The organism is Streptomyces sp. NPDC045899, assembly GCF_056431485.1.
The window spans coordinates 102,698-127,705 of sequence record NZ_JBWKKP010000011.1; the positions used below are offsets into that span (position 1 = coordinate 102,698).

The 25,008-nt window shown below is 71.4% G+C and carries 26 protein-coding genes; 18 read left to right on the forward strand and 8 right to left on the reverse strand.

Annotated elements, in window-relative coordinates:
- Window positions 1–82: 82 nt before the first annotated feature.
- From AC07FT_RS18200 to AC07FT_RS18230, 7 genes are all read left to right on the forward strand, one after another.
- Complete coding sequence (locus AC07FT_RS18200; RefSeq protein ID WP_479177067.1) at window positions 83–1,411, forward strand: extracellular solute-binding protein; 1,329 nt, start codon at window positions 83–85, stop codon at window positions 1,409–1,411.
- A complete protein-coding gene (locus AC07FT_RS18205) occupies window positions 1,408–2,397 on the forward strand; it encodes a carbohydrate ABC transporter permease (RefSeq protein ID WP_479177068.1) in 990 nt (329 codons plus the stop codon). The genes AC07FT_RS18200 and AC07FT_RS18205 overlap by 4 nt, the downstream gene beginning before the upstream one ends.
- The gene (locus AC07FT_RS18210; RefSeq protein WP_479177069.1) at window positions 2,394–3,263 is read left to right on the forward strand and encodes a carbohydrate ABC transporter permease; all 870 of its coding nucleotides are present in this window, start codon (window positions 2,394–2,396) and stop codon (window positions 3,261–3,263) included. The genes AC07FT_RS18205 and AC07FT_RS18210 overlap by 4 nt, the downstream gene beginning before the upstream one ends.
- 12 nt (window positions 3,264–3,275) lie before the next feature.
- Entirely contained in the window at window positions 3,276–4,982 is a 1,707-nt protein-coding gene (locus AC07FT_RS18215) for a beta-N-acetylhexosaminidase (protein ID WP_479177070.1), read from the forward strand.
- A 272-nt stretch (window positions 4,983–5,254) separates the two neighbouring features.
- A complete protein-coding gene (locus AC07FT_RS18220; RefSeq protein ID WP_479177071.1) occupies window positions 5,255–6,154 on the forward strand; it encodes an FAD binding domain-containing protein in 900 nt (299 codons plus the stop codon).
- Window positions 6,151–8,319, forward strand: coding sequence for a (2Fe-2S)-binding protein (locus AC07FT_RS18225; RefSeq protein WP_479177072.1), 2,169 nt, complete (start codon window positions 6,151–6,153; stop codon window positions 8,317–8,319). The genes AC07FT_RS18220 and AC07FT_RS18225 overlap by 4 nt, the downstream gene beginning before the upstream one ends.
- On the forward strand, window positions 8,316–10,640 hold the full coding sequence (locus AC07FT_RS18230) for a xanthine dehydrogenase family protein molybdopterin-binding subunit (RefSeq protein WP_479177073.1): 2,325 nt from the start codon (window positions 8,316–8,318) through the stop codon (window positions 10,638–10,640). The genes AC07FT_RS18225 and AC07FT_RS18230 overlap by 4 nt, the downstream gene beginning before the upstream one ends.
- A gap of 75 nt (window positions 10,641–10,715) precedes the next feature.
- Here AC07FT_RS18230 and AC07FT_RS18235 read toward each other — a convergent pair whose 3' ends face one another.
- Window positions 10,716–11,198: a hypothetical protein gene (locus AC07FT_RS18235; protein ID WP_479177074.1), complete on the reverse strand. Its 483-nt coding sequence runs from the start codon at window positions 11,196–11,198 to the stop codon at window positions 10,716–10,718.
- 222 nt (window positions 11,199–11,420) lie between these two features.
- Here AC07FT_RS18235 and AC07FT_RS18240 point away from each other — a divergent pair, with 222 nt between their 5' ends.
- A complete protein-coding gene (locus tag AC07FT_RS18240) occupies window positions 11,421–12,218 on the forward strand; it encodes a polysaccharide deacetylase family protein (protein WP_479177203.1) in 798 nt (265 codons plus the stop codon).
- Window positions 12,219–12,234: 16 nt separating this feature from the next.
- On the opposite strand, the gene AC07FT_RS18245 is transcribed toward AC07FT_RS18240, so the two are convergent.
- Window positions 12,235–13,083, reverse strand: a complete 849-nt coding sequence (locus tag AC07FT_RS18245) for a DUF1963 domain-containing protein (RefSeq protein ID WP_479177075.1) — start codon at window positions 13,081–13,083, stop codon at window positions 12,235–12,237.
- 80 nt (window positions 13,084–13,163) lie between these two features.
- On the opposite strand from AC07FT_RS18245, the gene AC07FT_RS18250 reads away from it, so the two are divergent.
- Together AC07FT_RS18250 and AC07FT_RS18255 are read left to right on the forward strand one after the other, a co-directional pair.
- The gene (locus AC07FT_RS18250) at window positions 13,164–13,859 is read left to right on the forward strand and encodes an alpha/beta fold hydrolase (protein WP_479177076.1); all 696 of its coding nucleotides are present in this window, start codon (window positions 13,164–13,166) and stop codon (window positions 13,857–13,859) included.
- Between the two features lie 12 nt (window positions 13,860–13,871).
- A complete protein-coding gene (locus tag AC07FT_RS18255; RefSeq protein ID WP_479177077.1) occupies window positions 13,872–14,675 on the forward strand; it encodes a HEAT repeat domain-containing protein in 804 nt (267 codons plus the stop codon).
- Here the strand turns inward: AC07FT_RS18255 and AC07FT_RS18260 are convergent, their stop codons facing one another.
- Window positions 14,676–15,101, reverse strand: a complete 426-nt coding sequence (locus tag AC07FT_RS18260; RefSeq protein WP_479177078.1) for an ATP-binding protein — start codon at window positions 15,099–15,101, stop codon at window positions 14,676–14,678.
- Window positions 15,102–15,213: 112 nt separating this feature from the next.
- Here AC07FT_RS18260 and AC07FT_RS18265 point away from each other — a divergent pair, with 112 nt between their 5' ends.
- Window positions 15,214–16,023: a helix-turn-helix domain-containing protein gene (locus AC07FT_RS18265; RefSeq protein WP_479177079.1), complete on the forward strand. Its 810-nt coding sequence runs from the start codon at window positions 15,214–15,216 to the stop codon at window positions 16,021–16,023.
- Window positions 16,020–16,262, forward strand: coding sequence for a DUF397 domain-containing protein (locus AC07FT_RS18270; RefSeq protein ID WP_479177080.1), 243 nt, complete (start codon window positions 16,020–16,022; stop codon window positions 16,260–16,262). The genes AC07FT_RS18265 and AC07FT_RS18270 overlap by 4 nt, the downstream gene beginning before the upstream one ends.
- Here the strand turns inward: AC07FT_RS18270 and AC07FT_RS18275 are convergent.
- The 4 genes from AC07FT_RS18275 to gntA all read right to left on the reverse strand — a co-directional run bounded on the left by AC07FT_RS18275 (window position 16,244) and on the right by gntA (window position 20,012).
- Complete coding sequence (locus AC07FT_RS18275) at window positions 16,244–17,164, reverse strand: AraC family transcriptional regulator (RefSeq protein WP_471203140.1); 921 nt, start codon at window positions 17,162–17,164, stop codon at window positions 16,244–16,246. The genes AC07FT_RS18270 and AC07FT_RS18275 overlap by 19 nt on opposite strands.
- Before the next feature lie 98 nt (window positions 17,165–17,262).
- Window positions 17,263–18,060: an RNA polymerase sigma factor gene (locus tag AC07FT_RS18280; RefSeq protein ID WP_479177081.1), complete on the reverse strand. Its 798-nt coding sequence runs from the start codon at window positions 18,058–18,060 to the stop codon at window positions 17,263–17,265.
- Window positions 18,053–19,099: a hypothetical protein gene (locus tag AC07FT_RS18285; protein WP_479177082.1), complete on the reverse strand. Its 1,047-nt coding sequence runs from the start codon at window positions 19,097–19,099 to the stop codon at window positions 18,053–18,055. Before AC07FT_RS18285 ends, AC07FT_RS18280 begins: the two co-directional genes overlap by 8 nt.
- 220 nt (window positions 19,100–19,319) lie before the next feature.
- Window positions 19,320–20,012, reverse strand: a complete 693-nt coding sequence (gntA, locus tag AC07FT_RS18290; RefSeq protein ID WP_471203134.1) for a guanitoxin biosynthesis heme-dependent pre-guanitoxin N-hydroxylase GntA — start codon at window positions 20,010–20,012, stop codon at window positions 19,320–19,322.
- A gap of 387 nt (window positions 20,013–20,399) precedes the next feature.
- On the opposite strand from gntA, the gene AC07FT_RS18295 reads away from it, so the two are divergent.
- The 3 genes from AC07FT_RS18295 (at window position 20,400) to AC07FT_RS18305 (ending at window position 22,535) form a co-directional block, all read left to right on the forward strand.
- Window positions 20,400–20,963: an RNA polymerase sigma factor gene (locus tag AC07FT_RS18295; RefSeq protein WP_479177083.1), complete on the forward strand. Its 564-nt coding sequence runs from the start codon at window positions 20,400–20,402 to the stop codon at window positions 20,961–20,963.
- A 26-nt stretch (window positions 20,964–20,989) separates the two neighbouring features.
- Window positions 20,990–21,730: a hypothetical protein gene (locus AC07FT_RS18300; protein ID WP_479177084.1), complete on the forward strand. Its 741-nt coding sequence runs from the start codon at window positions 20,990–20,992 to the stop codon at window positions 21,728–21,730.
- 223 nt (window positions 21,731–21,953) lie between these two features.
- Complete coding sequence (locus AC07FT_RS18305; protein WP_479177085.1) at window positions 21,954–22,535, forward strand: hypothetical protein; 582 nt, start codon at window positions 21,954–21,956, stop codon at window positions 22,533–22,535.
- Window positions 22,536–22,647: 112 nt separating this feature from the next.
- Here the strand turns inward: AC07FT_RS18305 and AC07FT_RS18310 are convergent, their stop codons facing one another.
- Window positions 22,648–23,415, reverse strand: a complete 768-nt coding sequence (locus AC07FT_RS18310) for a sulfite exporter TauE/SafE family protein (protein WP_479177086.1) — start codon at window positions 23,413–23,415, stop codon at window positions 22,648–22,650.
- Between the two features lie 114 nt (window positions 23,416–23,529).
- On the opposite strand from AC07FT_RS18310, the gene AC07FT_RS18315 reads away from it, so the two are divergent.
- The 3 genes from AC07FT_RS18315 to AC07FT_RS18325 all read left to right on the forward strand — a co-directional run bounded on the left by AC07FT_RS18315 (window position 23,530) and on the right by AC07FT_RS18325 (window position 25,000).
- Window positions 23,530–24,552, forward strand: coding sequence for an L-histidine N(alpha)-methyltransferase (locus AC07FT_RS18315; protein ID WP_479177087.1), 1,023 nt, complete (start codon window positions 23,530–23,532; stop codon window positions 24,550–24,552).
- Window positions 24,553–24,654: 102 nt separating this feature from the next.
- A complete protein-coding gene (locus AC07FT_RS18320) occupies window positions 24,655–24,798 on the forward strand; it encodes a hypothetical protein (RefSeq protein ID WP_479177088.1) in 144 nt (47 codons plus the stop codon).
- A 58-nt stretch (window positions 24,799–24,856) separates the two neighbouring features.
- Window positions 24,857–25,000, forward strand: a complete 144-nt coding sequence (locus AC07FT_RS18325; RefSeq protein WP_479177089.1) for a hypothetical protein — start codon at window positions 24,857–24,859, stop codon at window positions 24,998–25,000.
- Window positions 25,001–25,008: the final 8 nt, after the last annotated feature.

Sequence of the window (25,008 nt, forward strand, 5' to 3'; positions counted from 1 at the left end):
CAACGTTCCTTAGCCTCACGCATGTTGTGCTGAGCGAAATGCGCGTTGCGTTATGTGCAACGCCCTGCTGCTAAGGGTGTCCATGAAGCTGTCCAAGCCCCCCATGCTCTCCCGACGTGTCACCGCTCCCGCGGCGGCGCTGGTCCTCGCGGGGCTGACCGCCACCGCCTGTGCGCCCTCCACGTCCGACAACAGTTCCAAGAACGACGAGAAGACCGGCACCATGCGGGTCTGGCTCTTCCGTGAGGTCAACAACAAGCCGAAGGAAGACGTGGTCGATGCCGCCATCGCCGACTTCAAAAAGGAACATGACGACGTAAAGGTCGATGTCAGCTACATTCCCGTCAACACCCGGGCGCAGAAGATCAAGGCGGCCTTCAACGACCCCAAGAGCGCTCCCGACCTGATCGAGTACGGCAACACGGACACCGCCGGGTATGTGAAGGACGGCGGACTGCTCGACATCAGCAAGGAGTTCGGGGCCTGGGACGAGGCCATGAACACCGACCCGACCACGGAGTACTCGGTCACCATCGGCGGCAAGGTGTACGGTGCGCCGCTCTTCGTCGGGGTGCGGGCGCTCTATTACCGCAAGGACGTCTTCAAGGACCTCGGCCTCAAGCCGCCGGCCACCCAGGACGAGTTGATTTCAACCGCCAAGAAGATCCACTCCAAGCGTCCGAATATGTACGGTCTCGCGGTGGGTGGCGCCTCCACCTATGCCGCGATGCCGTTTATCTGGGCCAACGGCGGCGATATCGCGACGGAAAAGGGCAAGTTCGGCTCCAACGAGTACGACGCGGCCATCGACAGCACGGACGCCAAAAAGGGCATCAAGGCGTACAGCTCGCTCTTCGGGGACGACAACTGCCCGGCCGCCAAGTGCGCCCAGTGGGGTGGCAACGACACCGTCCAGGCGTTCGCCTCGGGCAAGGCGGCCATGGCGATCGCCGGTGACTTCAACCACCAGGCCATCGAGGCGGGCAAGGCCAAGGGCAAGTACGCGGTCGTCCCGCTGCCGGGTGTGAAGAAGGGCCAGGTGGCCCCCGCGTTCGCAGGTGGGAACAATCTGGGCATCCTGAAGAGCACCAGTCACCGCACCCTCTCGGTCGAGCTGCTGAAGGTCCTCGCGGGCAAGAAGACCCAGACGAAGCTGTTCGGCGCGATGGGCTTCCTGCCCACGTTCACCGATGTCCGGGGTGCCGTCGCGCAGCAGGACCCGTTCGTCAAGCCGTTCGTCAAGACCCTCTCGGACAGCGCCAAGTTCGTCCCGGCCCATCCCGGATGGGCCGCGATCGACGCCCAGCTGGTGCTGCCCACCATGTTCCAGCAGGTCGTCAGCGGCCGGAAGAGCGTCGATGACGCCGCCTCCGACGCGGCGAAGAAAATGGACGAGGCATTCGCACAGTGAGTCCCGGCACCACCACCAAGCACGGCAGGCCGCGCGCGGCCGCGCCCGCCCACCGGCGCGGGCCGGGCGGGGGAGGGACCTCGGGAGCCAGGCGGCGGAGGGCCTGGACTCCCTGGTTCTACCTCGCCCCGGCCCTCGTCGTCCTGGCCGGGCTGCTCGTCTACCCGATCTACCAGCTCGGGCTGATCTCCTTCCTGGAGTACACCCAGGCCCAGGTGAGCGGTGGCGAGCCCACCACCTTCCAGGGCTTCGCCAACTACTCCCAGCTCTTCGGCGACAGCCAGTTCTGGGAGGTCACCACCGCCACCCTGGTCTTCGCCGCCGTGTGCGTGGTCTCCACCCTCGCGGTGGGCTGCGCGCTGGCGGTGCTGCTGACCCGGGTGCGCGCCCTGCCGCGGCTGGCGCTGATGCTGGCCGCGCTGGGCGCCTGGGCCACCCCGGGCATCACCGGCTCCACCGTCTGGGTCTTCCTCTTCGACCCCGACTACGGACCGGTGAACAAGGCCCTGGTGTGGCTCGGCCTCTCCGGGTTCGAGGACTACTCCTGGACCTACGACCGCTACAGCGCCTTCGCGCTGGTGCTGTGCGAAGTGGTCTGGTGCTCGTTCCCGTTCGTCATGGTCACCGTCTACGCGGGCATCAGGGCCATCCCGGAGGAGGTGCTGGAGGCCGCCTCCCTCGACGGCGCCTCCCACTGGCGGACCTGGCGCTCGGTCATGGCGCCCATGCTCCGGCCGATCCTGATCGTCGTCACCATCCAGTCGATCATCTGGGACTTCAAGATCTTCACCCAGATCTATGTGATGACCGACGGCGGCGGGATCGCCGGGCAGAACCTCACGCTCAACGTGTACGCGTACCAGAAGGCGTTCGCGTCCTCGCAGTACAGCCTGGGCTCGGCGATCGGCGTGGTGATGCTGCTGATCCTGCTGGTGGTCACCCTGGTCTATCTGCGGCTGCTGCGACGTCAGGGAGAAGAACTGTGAGCCGTTCCCGCGCCCGGCTGCGGGTGCGCCGCCCCTGGCGGCTGCTGGCCGAGGCCACCGCGCTGCTGGTGGCCGCCGTGGTCGCCTTCCCTCTCTACTGGATGGTGCTCTCCGCCTTCAAACCCGAGGGCGAGATCCAGTCCACCCACCCCCGCCCCTGGACCACCTCGCCCTCGCTGGACTCCTTCCGGCGCGTCTTCCAGCAGGAGGACTTCGGGCGCTACTTCCTCAACAGCCTCTTCGTGGCCGTCGTGGTGGTGGTCGCCTCCGCGCTGATCGCCTTCCTCGCCGCGACCGCGGTCACCCGGTTCCGCTTCCGGTTCCGCACCACTCTGCTGATCATGTTCCTGGTCGCCCAGATGGTGCCGATCGAGGCCCTGACCATCCCCATGTTCTTCCTGATGCGGGACCTGGGGGAGTCGGTGCCGGGCATCGGGCTCAACACCCTGGGCTCGCTGATCGTGCCGCATATCGCCTTCTCGCTGCCGTTCGCCGTCTGGATGCTGCGCGGCTTCGTCAAGGCGGTGCCCGAATCACTGGAGGAGGCGGCCCACCTCGACGGCGCCAGCCGGTCCCGCTTCCTGTGGCAGATCCTCTTCCCCCTGGTCTTCCCCGGACTGGTCGCGACGAGCGTCTTCTCCTTCATCTCCGCCTGGAACGACTTCCTCTTCGCCAAGTCGTTCATCATCAGCGCGACCGAGAACTCCACGCTCCCGATGGCGCTGCTGGTCTTCTTCAAGGACGAGGGCAACGACTGGGGAGGGATCATGGCCGGGTCCACCGTCATGACCATCCCCGTGCTGGTCTTCTTCGTACTCGTACAGCGCCGACTGGTCTCCGGGCTGGGCGGCGCCGTGAAGGACTAAGGACACACATCCATGCCCGGACCCGCCGGTCCCCACCCCGCCCCGACCCCCGCCCACGGTCTGATCCCGGCCCCGCGGACCAGCTGGGCCACCCGGCCCGGCGGCGGGGAGGGGTACGTACTCGACGAGCACACCCGGATCGAGGCCCGTCCCGGCACCGAGCGGGTGGCCCGCTGGCTGCGCGCCACCGTCGGCGCGGCCACCGGCCTCCCGCTGGCGCCGCACCACGCCGCGGCGGGCGACGGCGGGCACGTCGTCCTGCGCCTGGACCCCGGACTGGAGCGGCGGCTCGGCGCCGAGGGCCACCGCGTCGTGGTGGACGGCCGGGGAGCCGTCATCGAGGGCGGCAGCGAGACCGGTGTCTTCTGGGGCGCCCAGACCTTCCGTCAGCTCCTGGGCCCGGAGGTCTTCCGCCGGGCACCCGTCGACCCCGCCCGGCGCCAGTGGCGGCTGCCCGCCCTCGGCGTCGAGGACGCGCCCCGCTTCCGCTGGCGCGGTCTGATGCTGGACGTGGCACGGCACTTCCTGCCCAAGGACGGGGTCTTCGCCTATATCGACCTGCTCGCCGCGCACAAGCTCAACGTGCTGCACCTGCACCTCACCGACGACCAGGGCTGGCGGCTGGAGATCCGCCGCTATCCGAAGCTCACCGAGGTCGGCGGCTGGCGGCCGCGCACCAAACTGGGCCACCGCGCCTCCCCGCTGTGGGATCCGCGCCCGCACGGCGGTCACTACACCCAGGACGACATCCGCGAGATCGTGGCCTACGCCGCCGAGCGGCACATCACCGTGGTCCCCGAGATCGACATCCCCGGGCACTCGGGCGCCGCCATCGCCGCCTATCCGGAGCTGGGCAACGCCGACGTCGTCGACACCTCCTCGCTCGGTGTGCTCACCACCTGGCGCACCAATCCGAACGTACTCTCCCCCACCGACCACACGCTCCGGTTCTACGAGAACGTGCTGGAGGAGGTGCTCGAACTGTTTCCCGGTACCTTCGTGCACCTCGGCGGCGACGAATGCCCCAAGGACCAGTGGAAGGCGTCCCCGGCCGCCCAGGCGCGCATCCGCGACCTCGGCCTGGCGGACGAGGACGAGCTCCAGAGCTGGTTCATCCGGCACTTCGGGCTCTGGCTCCGGGAGCGCGGCCGCCGGCTGATCGGCTGGGACGAGATCCTGGAGGGCGGCACCGCGCGCGGCGGCGGACTCGCGCCCGGCGCCGCGGTGGCCTCCTGGCGCGGCTACGCGGGCGGTATCGCCGCGGCCCGCGCCGGTCACGACGTGGTCATGTGCCCCGAACAACAGGTCTACTTCGACCACCGGCAGGCGGCGGGCGACGACGAGCCGGCGCCCATCGGCTACGTCCGCACCCTGGAGGACGTCTACCGCTTCGAGCCGGTTCCCCCGCAGCTCGGCGAGGACGAGACGGACCGGGTGCTGGGCGCCCAGGCCAACGTCTGGACCGAGGTGATGGAGGACCGCCGCCGCGTCGACTACCAGACCTTTCCCCGCCTCGCCGCCTTCGCCGAGGTCGTCTGGTCCGCCCTCCCGCCGCCGTCCGAGCGGGACTTCGCGGAGTTCACCGGACGCATGACGGAACACTACGCGCGGCTGGACGCGCTGGGCGTGAGCTACCGGCCGCCCACCGGCCCCCACCCCTGGCAGCGGCGCCCCGGCATCCTCGGACGTCCGCTCGACGGAGCGCCCCCGATCGTGTGAGCCGTCCGCAAGCGGCGCACTCCGGCGCCCCGCCCCTGCCACCGTGGACCCCGCACACGCCCAAGTCGTACAAGGGTCCCTGAAACGTGGCAATCCACACCGGTCGGAGACGTCGCCATAAACCCGTACCATCCCCCAGGTCAGGGACGGATCCACGGATCACGGACCCTCGTGACGGCGGACTCCGAAGATGTGCCAGAGTTGCCACGTCCGGGCTGTCAGCACGTACCGTACGGCGCAACAGCCGGGACACCGGGGAAGGGGCAGCTGGGTTGACCACGCACGCACCGCAGGCGGCGCACACGGTGACGTTGCCGGGCTCGCTCGATGAGGCCGTGGCGGCACTGACCGCCATGCCTGCCGCCGTGCCCGTCGCGGGCGGCACCGATCTGATGGCCGCGGTCAACTCCGGCCTGCTGCGGCCCGCCGGACTGGTCGGCCTCGGCCGGATCAGCGAGATCCGCGGCTGGCGCTATCTGGACGGACACGCCCTGCTCGGCGCCGGACTCACCCACGCCCGGATGGGCCGCCCCGACTTCGCCGCGCTGATCCCGGCGCTGGCCGCGGCCGCCCGGGCCGCCGGACCACCGCAGATCCGCAACGCGGGCACCCTCGGCGGCAACATCGTCAGCGCCGCCCCCACCGGCGACGCGCTGCCGGTGCTGGCCGCCCTGGAGGCCACCGTCATCATCGCCGGGCCCGAGGGCTCCCGCCGCGAGATCCCGGTGAGCCATCTGCTGGCCGGGGTCGAGATGCTGCACCCCGGTGAACTCGTCGGCTTCGTCCGGGTTCCGCTGCTGCACGCCCCGCAGATCTTCCTCAAGGCCACCGGCCGCACCGGCCCCGGGCGGGCCACCGCCTCGGTCGCCGTCGTACTCGACCCCGCCCGGCGCGGGGTGCGCTGCGCGGTCGGGGCGGTCGCGCCGATGCCGCTGCGCCCGCTGGAGGCCGAGCGCTGGGTCGCCTCGCTGATCGACTGGGACGGTGCGCGCGGCCCTCTGGACCCGCAGGTCACCACGGCCTTCGGCGAGTACGTCGCCGCCGCGTGCATCCCCGACCCGGCACCGGCGGAGGAAGGTGGAGAGCCGGTCACCCTGCCACCCGCCGCACTGCACCTGAGGCGTACGGTGGCAGCCCTGGCCCGCCGAGCACTGGGGAGGGCACTCGCGTGAGTGACGAACAGCAGCCGCACCGGCCGGAACCGGGGAGCGGCTGGCAGCCGATGCCGCACGGCTCCGACTGGGACGCCGACTCGACGGCGTTCGTGCAGCTGCCGCCCGACTACGCCTTCCCGGACCCGGCCGACCCCTCCGCCGGCTGGGACCCGCTCGCCGCGCCCGGCACGGGCTACACCCCGCCGCCGCTGCCCGGCGGCCACGGCGGACACGACGGCCACGACGCGCCCTCGCAGGGCGGCCAGTGGCAGCCCGCGCCCGGCCACGGCCCCGGCGGCCACGACCCGGGCGCCACCGGGCAGTGGACGATGCCCGCCGACGTCCGTGCCGACACCGACGGCTCCGGCTACTACGGCGGCCACCCCGCCCCGTACGGCACCCACCACGCGAACCAGTGGCCCGCGCCCGCCGAGGACCCGCAGACCCCGCAGACCGGTCACTGGCCGGTGCAGGGCGCGGAGCCGGTGGACGACTGGCCGGTGCCCGCCTCCTCCGACGACGGCACCGGTGCGCCGGTGCACACCAGCCAGTGGACGATCCCGGTCGCGGGCGACGAGGTGGACGAGACCGGTGAGTACCGGGTCGACGACCACCCCGGCCCGGCCGCCCCGCCGTACGGCGGCGCCCCGGGCGGTCCCCGCGATCAGCAGACCACCGCCGAGTGGCGGATGCCGTTCGCGGACGCCGGGCCCGGACCGCGGCCGGACCACCAGCCCGGTCAGCAGGGCCGGACCGGTCAGTGGCCGGGCCCGGGCGCCACCGGGAACGGCGAGCACACGGACGCGTCCGGCGAGTACGCGGCCGAGGGCCGTGCCGCGCAGCGCCCGGCCCCCGCCCGCCGTCCGCTGCGGATGCCCGGCACCGGGGACCGCGTGGCGGACGACACCGCGGCTGGCCCGGCCGCCGAGCGGACCTGGCACGGCTCCGCCGGGGACTCCGGCGAGTACCCCGCCGGGGACTCCGGCGAGTTCCCGACCGGGGGCGCCCACACCGGTCTGCGCACCCCGCCCCACGGCAGCCCCGTTCCCGACGCACCGGTCGACGACTGGCCCGTGCCCGGTGACTCCGGCGCGTACCCGGCGGCCCCCGAGCACGGCGGCCGCAGCACCCCGCCGCACGGCAGCCCGGCCCCCGGCCTTCCGCAGCAGCGCGGCCGGCAGGGCGAGTTCACCGGGGAGACGCACGCCGGGGACAGCCACGGCCGGGACGCCCTCGGCCACGCCCCGCACCCGGCCCCCGAGGACGTGACCGAGGCGCCCGCCGGTGACACCGCGGACACCACCGCCCCGCAGCCCGGGACCGAGGCCGACGGCGCCGGGGACCGGGAACGGAGCGCGGCCGGGGACGAGTTCACCGAGTCCGGGGAAGCGCCCGGGACGGCCGCGTCCGACGAGGACCCGGACGGCACCCCGGAGGACGCCCCCGAGGCCGCTGACGCCCCCGCCGAGCCCCTTCCGGCCGATGCCCCGTCCGACCCGGAGTCCGGTGACCCGGAGCGGGACGCCCCGGCGGCGGACGCCGAGCCGGACCCGCTCCACAGCGAGCACCCGCAGGCGTCGTACGTCCTCCACGTCAACGGCGCGGACCGCCCGGTGACCGACTCCTGGATCGGTGAGTCCCTGCTCTACGTGCTGCGCGAGCGGCTCGGCCTCGCCGGGGCCAAGGACGGCTGCTCCCAGGGCGAGTGCGGGGCCTGCTCGGTCCAGGTGGACGGCCGGCTGGTCGCGTCCTGCCTGGTGCCCGCCGCCACCGCCGCGGGCTCCGAGGTCCGCACCGTCGAGGGGCTGTCCGTGGACGGCCGGCCCTCCGACGTCCAGCGTGCCCTGGCCGAATGCGGCGCCGTGCAGTGCGGGTTCTGCGTACCCGGTCTCGCGATGACCGTGCACGACCTGCTGGAGGGCAACCACGCCCCCACCGACCAGGAGACCCGCCAGGCCATCTGCGGCAACCTCTGCCGCTGCTCCGGCTACCGCCCGGTCGTCGACGCGGTGCGCGAGGTCGTCGCCGCCCGCGAGGCGGCCGACGAGGCCGCGGCCGAGGACGCCGAGGACGGGGCCGCCGCCCAGGACGGGGCCCGCATTCCGCACCAGTCCGGCCCGCACGGGACCGGCGGCGACGGCAGCGCGAACGGAACCGGCAGCGGCAGCGGAAGGGCATCATGACCGGAATCGCGGACGGCGCCGGAGCCGTCACCGCCACCCCCGCCGCCGGTACCCCCGTCCAGCCCCCGCCGCCCTCCATGGGCCTGGGGATCTCGCTGCCCGCGCACGACGCGGTGGCCAAGACCTCGGGCACCTTCCCGTACGCGGCCGACCTGTGGGCCGAGGGGCTGCTGTGGGCCGCCGTGCTGCGCTCACCGCATCCGCACGCCCGCATCGTCTCCATCGACACCGCCCAGGCCGCCCGGATGCCCGGTGTCCACGCGGTGGTCACCCACACCGACGTGCCCGGCGACGCCGCCCACGGCCGCCGGATCGCCGACCGCCCGGTCTTCGCCAAGGACGTCGTCCGCCACCACGGCGAGCCGATCGCCGCCGTCGCCGCCGACCACCCCGACACCGCCCGACTCGCCGCGGCCGCCATCGCCGTCGAGTACGAGGTGCTGGACCCGGTCACCGACCCCGAGCAGGCGTTCGCCGCCGAGCCGCTGCACCCCGACGGCAATCTGGTCCGCCACATCCCGCTGAGCTTCGGCGACCCCGACGTCGTCGGCGAGGTGATCGTCGAGGGTCTGTACCGGATCGGCCGCCAGGACCCGGCCCCCATCGGCGCCGAGGCGGGCCTCGCGGTACCGCGCCCCGACGGCGGTGTGGAGATCTACACCGCCTCCACCGATCCGCACGCCGACCGCGACCTCGCCGCCGCCTGCTTCGGTCTGGAGCCCGAGCGCGTCAAGGTCGTCGTCACCGGGGTGCCCGGCGCGATGGGTGAGCGCGAGGACCCCGGGATGCAGCTGCCGCTCGGGCTGCTCGCGCTGCGCACCGGCCACCCCGTCAAACTCGCCGCCACCCGCGAGGAGTCCTTCCTCGGCCACCCCCACCGCCACCCCACCCTGCTGCGCTACCGCCACCACGCGGACGCCGAGGGCAGGCTGGTGAAGATCGAGGCCCAGATCCTGCTGGACGCGGGCGCCTACGCGGACTCCTCCGCCGATTCGCTCGCCGCCGCCGTCTCTTTCGCCTGCGGCCCCTACGTCGTTCCGCACGCCTTCATCGAGGGCTGGGCGGTGCGCACCAACAACCCGCCCTCCGGCCATGTCCGCGGCGAGGGCGCCATGCAGGTGTGCGCCGCGTACGAGGGCCAGATGGACAAGCTGGCCGCCAAGCTGGGCATCGACCCCGCCGAGCTCCGGCTGCGCAACGCCATGACCACCGGCGATCTGCTGCCGACCGGACAGACCGTCACCTGTCCGGCTCCGGTCGCCGAACTGCTGGAGGCCGTGCGGGAGGCCCCGCTGCCGCCGCTCCCCAAGGACGACCCCGAGGAGGAGTGGCTGCTGCCCGGCGGTGCCGAGGGCGCGGGCGACCCGTCCGCCGTGCGCCGCGGCGTCGGTTACGCGCTGGGCATGGTCCATATGCTCGGCGCCGAGGGCACCGACGAGGTCTCCACCGCCACCGTCAAGGTCACCGGTCCCGTCGCCACCGTCATCTGCGCCGCCGTCGAGACCGGCCAGGGCTTCACCACCCTGGCCCGTCAGATCGTGCAGGACGTCCTCGGTATCGAGGAGGTCCACGTGGCCCCCGTCGACACCGACCAGCCCCCCGCCGGGCCCGCCTCGCGCGGCCGTCACACCTGGGTCTCGGGCGGTGCCGTCGAGCGCGCCGCCAAGATGGTCCGCACCCAGCTCCTCCAGCCGCTGGCCCATAAGTTCGGTATGTCCACCGAACTGCTGACCATCGCCGACGGCAAGATCACCTCCTATGACGGGGTGCTCAGCACCACCGTCGAGGAGGCCCTGGAGGGCAAGGAGCTCTGGGCCACCGCCCAGTGCCGCCCCCACCCCACCGAACCCCTGGACGAAACGGGCCAGGGCGACGCCTTCGTCGGCCTCGCCTACTGCGCGGTGCGCTGCGTCGTCGACGTGGACATCGAGATCGGCGCCGTCCGCGTCGTCGACATGACCATCGCCCAGGACGTCGGCCGGGTGCTCAACCCCCGCCAGCTCCGCGCCCGGATCGAGTCCGGTGTCACCTTCGGCATCGGCACGGCCCTCACCGAGAACCTCCGCACCTCCCGGGGTGTGGTCCGGCACCCGGACCTCACCGGCTACGCCCTGCCGACCGCCCTGGACGTCCCGGAGATCCGGATCGTCAAACTGGTCGAGGAACGCGATGTGGTGGCCCCCTTCGGGGCCAAGGCCGCCAGTGCGGTCCCCATCGTCACCTCCCCGGCCGCCGTCGCCGCCGCCGTCCGCGCCGCCACCGGCCGCCCGGTCAACCGGCTGCCGATCCGGCCGCAGTCCGCGGTGGTCAACCACGGCTGACGGCCGTCCCGCAGAACGGAGAAGGGGCCGTACCCGGACGGGTACGGCCCCTTCGTTCCGCGGGTGCGCGTGGTGTCAGGCGCGCACGTTCTCACCGGGCGAGCACAGGGTGCCCGAGGAGTTGGTCATGCACAGGTTGATGTAGAGCTTCTTGCCCTCGGCGATGTCCTTGGTCCGCTGGACGCGGTCGCCGGACCCACTGGTGCTGATCTTGATGCCGACGGACGCCTCACCGCGCGCGCCGAGGCCGTCGGCCATGAAGTCGGAGACGTACAGGGTGTCGCCCTTGGGGTACATGGTGCCGCCCGGGTCGGCCTGCCAGTGGGCCTCGGCGACGACGTTCCCATGGCGGTCCTTGGCCCAGATGGTGCCGTCGCCGCCCGCGTCGGCGCGGGACCCGAAGGAGACGTTGGGAAGCGCCGCCGCCGAGGCGACCGGCATGTGGTTGTCGGGGGCGACCGGCATGTGGTTGTCGGCGAGGGCGGGCGAGGTGAACAGGGCCGTGAGGACGGCCGCGGCGCCCGCCGCGGCAGCGGTGCGCGCGAGGATGGATGCCATGGTGGGATTCCCCCGTTTCAGTCGTGAAATGTACGTATCCACCGTGCCGTTCCGCCGCCGGGGCGTCGTTAGCGCAGAGCCCACAGCCGACTTGGCAATGCGTTCACACACGGGGCGTTGATGAGGTTTGTGCGAGATAGGTAACAGAGGGATCCCAACCCGCCGAGTTTCCGTCCTCCTGGGTGCGAGAGCGGCACAGGAGACATGGGGAGCGAAGCGGACATGGGACGGCACCGGATCATGGGGACGAACGGCCGGACGCTGGTGGCGGCCGTGGGTGTGGCGGGGGCGACCGCCCTCGCCGCCGTGTGGACGGCCCAGGCCGGTTCCGTGGAGTCGGTGCCGAGCGCGGCCCCGAAGCCGCGTCCGATCGTGGGCCAGACCTCGAAGCCGGATCCGAAACTGCCCGACCCCCTGGTCAACATGGACATCGCGCACGCCTCCGAGAAGGGCGCCAAGGGCGTCAACATCACCATCGACGACGGTCCCGACCCGAACTGGACCCCGCAGGTCCTGGAGGTGCTCAAGGCCAACAAGGCCAAGGCCACCTTCTGCATGGTGGGCCCGCAGGCACAGGCCCACCCGGACCTGGTGAAGGCGGTCGTCGCGGGCGGGCACCGGCTGTGCGACCACTCCCTGTCGCACGACACCTCGATGGACAAGAAGTCCCGCGCCTACCAGTCCAAGGAGGTCCTCGACGCCCGGCGGATGATCGTCAAGGCGTCCGGGGGCGTCAAGCCGCTCTACTACCGCGCCCCGGGCGGTGCGTTCACCCCGTACAGCCGTCAGATCGCCGCAGCCCAGGGCATGCGGCCGCTGGGCTGGAACGTGGACTCCAAGGACTTCGAGAAGCCGGGCGCCGACGCCATGGTCAACACCGTCAAGAACGAGATCCACAACGGCCCGACCGTGCTCTTCCACGACGCGGGCGGCGACCGCGGCCAGACCGTCGAGGCGCTGCGCCAGATCCTCCCGTGGCTCAAGGAGCAGGGCTACACCTTCGGCTTCCCCGTCCGCTGACGCGGACGCCCCGGCGTCACCAGTAGTCCGGGGTGGGGACCGCCCGGCCGAAATCGCCCGCGCGCAGCGCGCCGGTGGGGATCGACCAGTGCATCCAGCCGCCGTCGCCGCCGATCAGCCACTCGGCGTACGGCCCCAGCTGGAGCAGGTGGTGATAGTCCTCGGGGTCCTCGCCGGACGGCATCAGCGGTGCGGAGCCGGTCGGGAACTCCGGCCGCCCGAAGGCGATGTCCTCGGAGTCCAGTGCGCCCGGCCGCTCCTTCCATCCCGGGAGCCGGTCGCGGACGAAGACGTCCGGCATGGCCCTGGCCGTGTCGTCGGCATCGGGCCCCAGGTCGAGCTTGTCCCACGCCGGGTCCCAGACATCGGGGAAGGCGAACCCGGGGGTGACCGCCCACTCGACCGTGCCGAAGACGGTCGACCGCGCGGGTGCCTCGGCGGCGACGGCGTACGCGGAACGGGCCGCGACCACCCTGCTCAGCCGGGGGTCGGTGGGGCCGTACCGGGAGAACGGCTCCCAGGCCCCGGGGTCGTGCCGCTCGGACTCCACGTCCAGATAGAAGAAGTTGAGCAGGCCCGTCCCCGCCGGGAGCACACCGTCGAGCCAGGGTGCCAGGGCGTCGGTGTCGAGGACGGCGAACAGGCTCAGCGGAACGCCTTCGCACATCGGCCAGGGCGTGCCCGGTTCGAGCATCGCCCGCCCGCCGAACCGGCTGTGGCCGGTTTCCCCGGGAGCGGCCTCGGTGAGCGCGAAACCAGGCCGGGCGAGGTCGACGAAGCGGCCGGCGAGCTCCGGGCCGAGCCCCCGGGCGCAGAAGTCGCGCAGGGCGGCGAGGGTGGTCTTCGGGTCCGTGGCGGCGTCCATGACGGCATTCCAGCATCCGCCGCCGACAACCCGGGCCCGGGGTCACCCCGGTTGTCGGAGCCACGCGCTACGTTGCCGACATGGCTGAATACGTACTCGTGGCAGGGACCTGGCTCGGCGCGTGGGCCTGGGACGACGTGGTGGCCGAGCTGCGCGCCGCCGGGCACGGCGCGCATCCGCTCACGCTGTCCGGACTGGCCGACAAGCAGGGCGTACCGGCCGGACAGGAGACGCATGTCCGGGACATCGTCGACGAGATCGAGCGCCGTGACCTGCGGGATGTCATCCTCGTCGGCCACAGCTACGCCGGGATCCCGGTCGGCCAGGCCGCCGAGCGGATCGGGGGCCGGCTGGCCCGGATGGTCTTCGTCGACGCCAACGTCCCCGTGGACGGCGAGTCGTTCGTCATGAGCTGGCCGGACGGGCGGTCGACCGTCGAGGCGTCCTGCGCCGCCCACGACGGCTTCTGGGCCCCGCCCGGCGCCGGTGACTTCGCCGGGCAGGGCCTCACCGACGAGCAGATCACCCGTATCGTCACCGGCTCCACCCCGCACCCCGGCGCGAGCCTCACCGAGCCCGCCGCCCTCGCCCGTTCCCTCGGCGGCCTCCCGGCGACGTACGTCAAATGCCTCCTGGACGGCCCCGAGCCGGGCCCCGACGCGGCCCGGCTGCTGGCGAGCGACCGCTGGGCGCTGGTCGAGATGGACACCGGCCACTGGCCGATGTTCTCCCAGCCCCGTGAGCTGGCCCGGGTCCTCCTCGACACGGCGGCCTGAGAGGGTGACGCCATGGCGATGTTCGTCCACCTGACCTCCGCGGCCAACGCGCCGCGCGTCCGGCGCTCCGGGGTCCGCGCGTCCGCGCACGGCCAGGGCGGTGCGCGCGGGGTGTACTGCTTCCCGGTGCTGCCGTCGTACACCCTCACCCACCAGTGGCTGCGCGAGCTGGGCCGGTCCGGCAGCAGGGGCGGGCTGGTCGCCGTCCACGTCCGGCTGGACGACGCCCAGCCGGTCCTGGTCGGCCACTACCGCGACCGGGCGCGCGACGCCCAGGAGACCGTCCCGGCGGCCGAGGCGGTCCGGCGGATCGCCGCGCTGGACGACTCGCGCGGCTGGGAGGTGTTCGTCCCCCGGGCGATCCGCTCGCGCGAGATACACCGCGTCCGCAGCGCGCCCCAGGTCGTCGGCTGGCGCTACCGCCCCGACGCCCACGGCGTCCGCCCCTGCACCTGCAACGGCTGCCGGGTGCGCGGCGAGTACGGATCGCGGCGGCTGCGCGAACGGCTGCCGCACCCGCTGGACGGCCCGCCGCCGCCGACCAGGGTGCTGCTCGCCCGCATCACCGAGGCGGGCGACCCCGGAGACCCCTCGGTGCTGCGGGAGATCCTGCACTGGTTCTCCGGGCGCCGGCGCGGCCCGCTCGGCCAACTGGCGCCTCTCGCCGCCCATCCCGACCCCACGGTGCGGGAGGAGCTGGTCTGGACGGTCGGCCGCTGGACCACCCCCGGCGTCACCGCCCTGCTGGACGGCCTCGCCGACGATCCGCACCCGGACGTCCGCGAGGCGGTGGCGGAGGTCAGTGAGCCGTGGTGATCACCGGCTCCCCGGGGTCAGCTCGGCCCACACCGTCTTGCCGACCAGCCCCGGGGTGATGCCCCAGCGGTCGGCCAGCTCCTCGACGAGCAACAGCCCGTGACCACCTTCGCCCGGCCCCTCCTCCTCCGGCCTCCGGCGCACGGCGGGCAGCCGGTCCGTACAGGCGTCCCGCACTTCGATGCGGAGGGTGTCCCCGGTGACCTTGAGCGTCAGCCGGATGTTCCGCCCCGGAACGCGGCCGTGGAGGGCCGCGTTGGCGGTCAGCTCGGCGATGATCAGCGCCGCGTTCTCCACCGGCAGACCCCAGGTGACAAGCCGTTCGGAGGCCATTAACCGACCGAGCCGGGCGCCTTTGCGGGTGGCGGAGAGCAGCACGGTGAAGTGCGAAACGGAGGTGTCGGTTCGAGTGATTTGTTGGCTCACGTCACTCAGAGTGGCCGTCTGTGCCTAGGCTGAAAAGTAGCCACGGGAATACGGGCGGTGACTGTCCGCCCGTCGCCCGGCCATGTCCGGATGACGTTGGGAGTGGGCCGGTATGGAGGACGAAGAGAGTGCGGCCGTACTGCGGGCCGTCGGTCGTCAGATCAAGCTGTGGCGGGAGGCGGCCGGGCTGAAACAGGCCGAACTGGGGGCCGCGATCGGTTACGGAGAGGAACAGGTCTCGGCCGTCGAACGGGCCCGGCGGATCCCCAGCCCGGGGTTCCTGGACAAGGCGGACGAGGTCCTGGGGGCGAGCGGCAAGATCTCGGCGATGAAGAAGGATGTCGCGGAGGCGCGGTACCCGAAGAAGGTTCGGGATCTGGCGAAGTTGGAAGATGAGGCCGTTGAGTTGGGTGGGTACGGCAACCACAACATGCACGGCTTGCTACAGACAGAGGAGTACGCCCGTGCGCTGTACGAGATGCGACGACCGTCTTTCACGGAAGACGAGATTGAGCGCTACGTAGGCGCACGACTGGCCAGGCAGGAGATCTTTGAGCGTCGACCCCGGGTCATGTTGGCGTTTGTCCAAGAGGAGGTGACGTTGCGTCGCCCGCTTGGGGGCAAGATGGTGTTGCAGCGGCAGCTGGAACGCCTTTTGGAACTCGGCCAGTTGCGGCACGTCGAGATCCAGGTGATGCCGACCATCCGTGAGGATCACGCTGGCATGGGCGGCGAGTTGGGCGTGCTGAAGCTCAACGACGGTGCGACGGTGGGCTACTCCGAAGCTCCGCTCACCAGTCGCGTGATCTCCAATCCCAAGGAGGTCCAGATCCTTGAAATGCGGTATGGGATCATCCGGGCGCAGGCCCTCACACCGCGTGAGTCTCTGGCCTTCATCGAGAAACTGCGGGGAGAGACATGACCCTCAAGCCCGACGAGTGGATCAAGAGCAGCTACAGCGCCAGCAACAGCAACGACTGCGTCGAGGTCGCGTGGATCAAGAGCAGCTACAGCAGCAACGAAGGCCCCGACTGTGTCGAGGTCGCCGCCGACCCCTGCGGCAGCATCCAGATCCGCGATTCCAAGGTGCCCGACGGGCCCCGGCTGGCCGTCACCCCGGCCGCGTGGACCGCCTTCCTCGGCTACGCCTCGCGGCGATAGGCGCCGGGGGAGACGCCCTCCCAGCGGGTGAACGCGCGGACGAACGAGGCCGCGCCGCTCATGCCGGCCTCATGGGCGATGCGTTCCAGCGTCCATGAGGTCGTGCTGAGCAGTTCCCGCGTCCGTTCGTGCCGCACGGCGTCCAGCAGCTCTCGCCACGACGTGTTCTCGTCGCTCAGCGCGCGGCGTAACGTCCGTTCGCTGATCTGCAGGAGGGCCGCGATGTCCTGGGCGCGGATGCCGCGCAGGTCGGACGTCTGGAGTATCGCCCTGGCCCGGTTGGCCACCGATTCCTGGCGCCGGAGCTGCGCCAGCAACGCGTCCGCGTGGCGGCGGTGCAGGGCGGTGAGCGCGGGGTCCGTCGGGTTCCACTGCCGGTGGGCGTCCGCCGTCGGAACGACGATCTCGTAGCGGGGACGCTCGAAGAGCACCGGACAGCCGAAGACCTCGGCGTAGTGGGCGGGGTCCCCGCCGCAGGGGTGGGCGAAGGAGACGGAGCCGGGTGACCATCCCGGACCGGTCACCCAGCGCGCGGCGGTGATGATCCCGGCGAGCCCCGCTTCCACCTGCTGGGGCTCGACCGGTGCGGGCGGCACCTCGTACAGCAGCCGGGTGTACTGCCGCTCGCTGGCGAGGCTGAACCTCCCCGCCTCGTTGACCAGTGACTGGTACCGGATGCCGACCTCCGCCGCCTCGGCGAGGGTCGCGCAGTTCATGACGAGGTGGCCGACCACATGAAGGGCGCTGGGACGGCGCCGGATGCCGAAGTCGACCCCGGCGTGGGGATTTCCCGTGTCCTCCAGGATGGCGAGCCACAGTTCACGAACGGACGTGCACGCGATGCGCTCCTCGGACAGCGGCTGGGGCAGGGACTCCGCGGAGGCGGGAAATTCATCGGCCACCGCCTGAGCGTAACTGGCCGCGACAGACGGTTTCATGGGGTCGGACATCCGGCGCAGTCAACAGTTTGTCAGCCATGGGGTCAACCTGGGGGAAAGCCCTAGTGGCCGAGGTGGGGCAGCACGTTCCCGGCCGCGATTCCGACCAGCGTTCCGACCGCGCAGGAGAGGGTGTACACCAGATACGCGACGGAACGGCCGCCGGGTGAAGAGGGCGGTGGCGGACTCGTTCCGTAGCCCGCATTCTTGAGATGGAGGTACGCGGCCCCCGGCCACCAGCCCAGCAGTGCGGGCGGAAGGCTTTGGTACGCATACCGGTCCGGCTCTTCCAGGCGGTCGAGGCCGGCGGTGGAGACGAACGTGTCGCGTGCGCTTCTGTAGGCGTCCATGAGCGCGCTCCGGGGAATTCCGGTCACCTGGGAGGCGAGTTCCGCACTGTCCGATTCGATCAATCCATGCCACAGTAAACGCTGTTCGACGGCGGGCAGAGCGATGAAGGCGCGGTTGAGATCGATGCCTTCCGGGAGTTCCCAGAGGGCGCCCTGGGCGACCCAGGTCCGGAATCCGGGAGAGGCCACTGCGGGATTGCGTGAAGCCACTTTGACCGCCGCGTGGCGGACCCGGTCGAGCAGATGGAGCCGGACACAGCCCATATAGCGGTCGCGGAAGACGGATTCGACCGTGTGGATGGCGCCCAGCAGGTCGGCGAACGCCTGCTGCGCCAGCGCGCGGGCGGATGCGTCGTCCTGGACGCAGCAGCGCGCGTAGCAGAGCACCGCCGGGTAGTGGCGGCTCGCCAGCAGGTCGAACAGCCGTATCTCGCCGGAGCGGATCCTCGGGAACGTGGCCGCGTCGCTGGGGTTCGAGCGCGACGCGGGCTCGTGGGGGCGATCACCCATGGGTGGAGTCGTCGCCGGAGCAGTTCGCGTGCTCGAGCATGTCCGTCCGCTGCTGGCCGCTGAGGAGGTCATGGGTGTAGCCCGCCCCCATGCCGACCACCAGGCCCGCCGCGGCGAGGCCCAGACACGCCTTGCGGTCCACGGTGCGCGGGGCGCCCAGCCGTCTGTCGGTCCCCGGAAGGGACTGCGCGGCGTGCGGTGCCGGGGAGGGCGGCACCAGGGTCGCGCTCATGACCATGGCGATATCGGCCCAGGGAGTCCGGCCCACCGTTTTCTGCCGGAAGTACTGCCGCCCCGGCCACCAGCCGAGGACGGCCAGCGGCAGTTGCCGGGCGACGGTGGCGTCGAACCCCGCGATGCGGTGGAGGGTCCGGGTGCACCGGTCGCAGCCGGAATGATGGGCGTCGGTCAGTCCGTCCCCGCGCCCCTGGAACAGCCGGGACATCTCCTCCATGCACACGCTGTTTCCCAGGGTGGCGATGAGGAGTTCGGCATAGCGGTCGCGCAATCGACTGCGGGCCAGTAGGGAAGCGCCGGGAAGGAGATTCCGGTCCACCCCCGAAATGGCGGACACCAGCGGGGTTTTCTCGTCCTCCGCCGTCGTGTGCCACAGCAGCGTCTGATCTGTGGCGGACAATTGGTGGAAGGACTGCGATAATTGGGCCGCGTTCTCCGCGGGCCATGGGCAGCCGTCCGCCACCCAGCCCGCGAACGGTATCCGCCGTCCGGCCCGTCTGTGGCCGCAGCGCCGGGCAGCCTCATGACGGATGCGATGCAGGAGAAAGGCGCGAACGGATTCGGGGCGGAGGGTGTCGCGCGGTGCGGACAGCAGTGCCCGGAGCTGGGTGAACACCTGCTTCACAAGGGCCCGGCTGCGATTGCGGTCACCACCGGTGCAGCATGCCGCATAGGCGAAGGCCGCCCGGCAGTGCCGGAGGTAGAGCTTGCGGAAGCGAGTGGCTTCCGCTGTGTGTGTGGACCACAGCAGCGCTTGGTCGCTGTCGAAGCCGGGCAAGGCCACCGATTGGTACACGCTCATATGGACTTCTGTGCTCCCTCGGCCGGTGCTCGTCCTCTGCGAGGAAACTAGAAAAATCCTTCACCGATGTCATTGACGCAACCGGCCACATCGTTGACCCAACCGGTCTGCCGGGGAAGCGATGACCTTTCGGAAAGACCGATGCCCCGGCAGCCGGAAAGCGGCTGCCGGGGCATCGGCGGGTGTGTGGAGCGGAAGGGCTCCCGGGGTCGGGCCGGGGTCAGGCCGGAGCGGGTCCCAGCAGCGCGGGCTCGCGCTCGCCCTCGCGGGCCGCGAACGGGCACTGCCAGTCCGCGGGCTTCGGGCGGCCGGAGTAGCGGCGGGCCTCGGAGAGCTGCTCGTACTCGAGCAGGTTGGGGTTTATGTCGCCCTGGAGCTGGATGTCCTGCTTGCGGATCTTCTCCGCGAGCCGGTCCCACATGTTGGCGCCCTTGATGCGGTCGAACTGCTCATGGGAGTTGAAGGCCAGCATCGGGAAGGGAGGACGGCGGCCCCAGCGGCGGTGGGTCTCATGGAGACCGATGACGAAGAAGGGATGACCGGCAACGCTGTAGGCGAACTCCTGGGCCTGCGGATCGGAGGAATAGCCCTCTGCCCAGTGATAGGACCGGGCGTCCTGTTCGTGCAGCGCCTGGAGGTGTTCCCACAGCAGCTCCTCGAACCGCAGCTCGGACACCCCGCGCGGTTGCTCGAACGTCGCGATGAAACTCGTGAACGACCGGGCGCTCCAGTCAGCCCCGCCCACGAAGTCCGCGAGATCGAGTGCCATCAGCCGGGCCGAATCCTCGGATCCCATCAGGTCGTAGTGACGATGGGTGATACCACCCTTGCGCCAGGCGGAGCGTCCCGCCAGGCAGGCGAACCGGTCACCCAGGATGAACCGCTCCACCTCGTCACGTGCGTCCAGTGTCATGGCCAGCCTTCCTTCCAACTACGTGCCTCCTCGCTGGGAGCTCATCTCCTTCTCACATCCGAAGGCGCCCACCCTGATCACCTGCGTACGAGTGCGGGGGAACGGAGAGGGTCGCCTCGCTGATTGTGACCGCCGACGGCCCGTAGACGAAATCCGTTTGCGGCCCCGATGCCTTTGTGGCGGTGTGAGATGCGTCGGCGACGGAAGAGCAGGTTCCGCCTATACTGCGCCGCCCTCCGGCAGGGACTAGTGGTTCTTGCTCTATCGGCACGATCTTGAGCTGCCTAGGGTCGCCGGATGCACGGGGTATGGCTGTTCGGTCACAGGCGGGGAGTCCCGCGCGCGGCAGCCGGGTGGTGGCTGCCCCGGGGACGCTTCCGACTGGGTGTGACCGTCCTGTCACAGACCAGGGGCGGCGAGGACGTCGGTCTGGTGACGCTGCGGCCCGGGGAGACCGGGGCCGCGGCGGCCCGGGGGGAGACCCTCGGGCATCTGTACCGGACGCACCGGCTGTCCCTGGTGCGGCTGGCGGTGCTGCTCGTGGGCGATCAGGCGACGGCCGAGGACGTGGTGCAGGACGTGTTCACGGCGGTGTGCCGCCGATGGCGGGTGCTGGACGACGGCAGGAGCGCCCTGCCGTATCTGCGGCGGGCCGTGGTCAACCGGGCCCGGTCGGTGCTGCGGCGCCGCCCGGTGGCCAACGCGTTCCGGCCGGACCCGCAGCGGCACGCGGACTGCGCGGAGGACACCGTGCTGCTGGCGGCCGAACACCGTGAGGTGCTGGCGGCGCTGCGCGGACTGGCTCCCCGGCAGCGTGAGGTCCTGGTGCTGCGGTACTGGGCGGGGCTGTCGGAAGCCGAGATGGCCGAGGCGATGGACATCTCCAGGGGAGCCGTGAAGTCGATGGCCCACCGGTCCCTGGCCGCGCTGCGCAAGCGGATGGAGTCATGACCGGCGTGGAGCCTGGGGAGGGTCCGGTGGAACGGCAGACATCCGGGACGACCGGGACCGGGGACCTGGAGGAGCTGCTGCGGGCCGCCATGGTGGCGCGGACCGCGCGGGTCACCGGAGGGTCGCTGCGGCCGGAAGGGCTCCGGCCCGCGCGGGCCCGTACGGGCCGGAGGTGGCGGCCGCGGCCCCTGCTGCTCGCCGGGGGAGCGGTGGCCGCCGCGTTACTCCTGTTCGTCATGGCGGTCGTCGTTCCGCACTGGTGGGGCGATGAGGAGCGGCACCGGCAGGTGGCGCCCGCCGCCCGCCGGATCGCTCTGCACGGGGTGAGTTTCGAGGTGCCCCGGGGCTGGACGGTCTGGCAGCCCGACCGGGGCGTCCAGGCGTGTGTCCAGCCGCCCGGTGTCCCGCACGACATGGACCACTGTCAGTCCAGGGGTATCCAGATCGCCACGCGGACCGGGGACCAGAGCGAGGCCGTGGACCAGGACGACGGCTGGCAGGCGCAGCCGTTCTGCTGGACCGGGAGCGGGAAGCCGGCCCCGTTCGACGCGATCCGGACCAGCCGTCTGAAGGACCGGTCCACCCTGAAGGTCTCCGGCCTGCGGGCCCATTACCGGGCGTGGCGTGTGACGTGCGCCAGTGGCCAGGTCTTCACGGCCCGGCTGTGGTGGATCCCCCGCCATGAGCTGAGCATCCGTGCCTACCGGCTCGGCCAGCGGGACGTGGGCCGGGCCGAGCGGCTGGTCTCCTCGCTCATCGTGCGCTGAGGGTCGTGCGCCGAGCGTTGCGCACGGGCTCGGGAGCGGGCTCGGGGACGGCCCCGGGAGCGGGCCGGAAATTCTTCTGCGGACCCAGGCAACCTTCACGCGCCCCGCGCGTGTATCTGGCAGGTCGCCTCAGCGGCCCGGACCGGCCTATCCGCCGAGTCCCGATCGTCGAACGCAAGGCCGGGCCCGTGCCCGGCCGCCATCATGAACGAGGTTCCCCCCCATGACTTCCCGTTCCCGAAGCTGGATCGCCGCCGCACTGCTGACCGGGGTGCTGACCACCCTGTCCGCCTGCAGCGGCGACGACTCCTCCGGCAAGGACTCCTCCGCGAAGGGTTCCTCGTCCGAGGGCGCGTCCGGCAAGGAATCCGGCTCCGATTCCGGCCAGGACGGCTCCGGCCAGGACTCCCAGGTGGCTCCCGGGGAGAAGGACCCCGCCGGTGGCGGTGGCTCCGCCTGTCGCAGCCTGACGGCGACAGCCGAGGTGAAGGCGGCGGTGAAGGCCGCGTACTCGCGCTCGTTCCCCCAGTTCCAGCACGTCAAGCCCACCCCTGGCAGCTTCTACTACGGCCAGTGCGGCGGCACGCGCTACGCGGGCACCACGTTCTCGCTGACGGCGGGCCACTCGGAGAAGGAGGCGGTCGGCATGCAGGACGAGGGGGCGACCATGAAGTACTTCAGCTCCACCGGCGGCAACTGGTCCTACCTCGCGTCCGGCGCGCTGGAGCTGGCCGAGGGCTGCAAGGCCGTCAAGCAGATCCCGGCCGAGATGGCGCGGGTGTGGGGCGACTGCCGGGCCGGGTGAGGACACGGCCGTGGCCCGTCCCCCCCGGGGCCATGGCCGGTGCAGAGGCCCCGGCGGCGATCATGCCGTCAGGGCCCTTCGGCGATGACCGCCGCGGTCCGCGGTGCGGCGGCTACCGCGCCACCAGCTGGACGATCGCCACGGTGCCCACCGTGACGATGAGCGCGCGCAGGACCCTGGGACTGAACCGGCGGCCCACCGCGGCCCCTATCTGACCGCCCAGGGCGGAGCCGACCGCGATCAGGGCGACGGCCGTCCAGTCGAAGTGGGCGGCGAAGAGGAAGAAGACCGCGGCGACCGAGTTGACCACGGCCACGTAGACGTTCTTGGCCGCGTTGAGGCGCTGCAGGGGTTCGTCGAGCAGCATTCCCATCAGGGACATGTAGATGATCCCCTGGGCCGCCGCGAAGTAGCCGCCGTAGACGCTGGCCAGCGTCAGGCCGATGAAGAGCAGCGGTCCGCCGTCCTGGTGGACCGGGCCGCCCGCTCTCTCACGGCGTTCGCGTACCGCCCGGCTGATCCTCGGCTGGAGGATCACGAGCACCAGCGCCAGGCCCACCAGCACCGGCACGATCGTCTCGAAGGCCGTACTGGGCAGCGCCAGCAGCAGCGTGGCCCCGGCGAGACCGCCGATGACGGCGGCCGAACAGAGCTTCAGGATGCGGCGGCGCTGGCCGGTGAGCTCCTTGCGGTAGCCGATCGCGCCGCTGATGGAGCCGGGGACCAGCCCCAGCCCGTTGGAGACGGTGGCGGTGACGGGCGGCAGACCGGTGGCGAGCAGGACGGGGAAGGTGATCAGTGTCCCGGAGCCGACGACGGTGTTGATGGCCCCCGCGCCGGTGCCCGCCGCGAAGACGGCGGCCATCTCCCACGGAGTCACGCCGACTCTTTCATGGTGCAACTGGTACCCATGGGCGACGACGGTAGATCACGATCGGTCCGCTGACCAGCGGCGGCTGGACCGGTAGGGATGGCTGGCGATCTACTCTGCGTCATGGGTACACGACAGCACGCGGTGACGCCGCGCGAAGACTTCCCCCGTCTCTGCTCCGCGGCACAGGTGGCCGCCCTCGTCGACTCGCTCAGCGACCGGGCCGAGTTCCCGTACGAGCTGACCTACCTCGGCGACGGGAGCGAGATGTGGCGGGAGGGCGAGGAATCGTCCGACCCCGACGCCGCGCCGAGGCTGGGCGAGCTCGACACGATCATCACGCGTCATGCCGGGCAACTCCTCACCCTCGCCCCGGCGTCATCGGCGGTGGAGATCGTCGATCTCGGGCCGGGAACGACGCGTCCCATCCGCGGTCTGATCCGCCACCTGCTGGACGCCGACCGCCTGGCCGGTTATCGCGCCATGGACATCAGCGCCGAGATCCTCGAACTGGCCAGGCGGAACCTGCGGGCCGACTTCCCCGGTCACGCCGAGGGCTTCGAGCTGGGCCAGGGCGACTTCACCGGACCCGATCTCGCCCGGGTCCTCAGCGCCGGGCGGATATCCGGCCACGGTGGCGCCGATCCGGTCCGCTTCGTCGTGCTGGCCGGTGCGACGGTGTACAACTTCGCCGACCCGGCGCGGTTCCTGCGCCATGTACGGAGCGCCATGGGCGACCGGGACGTGCTGCTGCTGACCCTGCGCATCGACACCGGTGTCGACCGGCCCCCGTTCATGGACGAGGTCAGCGTGGGCGGCCCGTACAAGCCGCAGCAACTGGCGGGACTGGATCTGATCGGTGTGGACCGCTCCTGGTACGTCACCGAAACCGGGTTCGACCGCGAGCGCAGCGAAGTGTTCGTCCGGGCACGGTTCCTGGAGCCGGTCGCCGTGACCTTCGATGTCGGACCGGACCGGAGGACGGTGTCGTTCGAGCCGGGCGACACCGTGCTGGTCTGGCGCTACCTCTACCACGACAGCGCGGCGGTGGCCGATCAGCTGACACGCTGCGGGCTTCGGGTGCGCCTGTTCGAGCACGGCCAGGACAAGCAGATCGTCCTCGTGGCCGCGGAGCCGGAACGGTGAGCGCCGTGGCCCGCCCCTGCAACAACTGGACAAGATCTTATGGCGTGGGCAGGATCCGGCTAGATTTCTTCGAAATGGCGTTCTACGGCGAGGGGTTGAATGATGAATCTGAAGTTTCCCACCGCGGCCGAACTCCGTGAGGAGCACGACCTCGGCACGCTCAAGCCGGTGAGCCGGGACACCTGCTGGTCCGTCCAGCTCAAGGACGACGACGGCCTTGAGCCCGCCGACGTGCAGGTCGTCTGACGGTCCTGGGACCGGCTGGATCTCGTCGAAAAGTCTTTCCGCAGCGAAGGGTTGGAAGATGAATCTGAAGTTTCCCACCGCGGCCGAACTCCGTGAGGAGCAGGACCTCCGCACGCTCAAGCCGGTGAGCCGGGACACCGGCTGGAACGTTCACCTGAAGGACGACGACGGCCTTGAGCCCGCCGACGTCCAGGGCGTCTGACGGTCCAG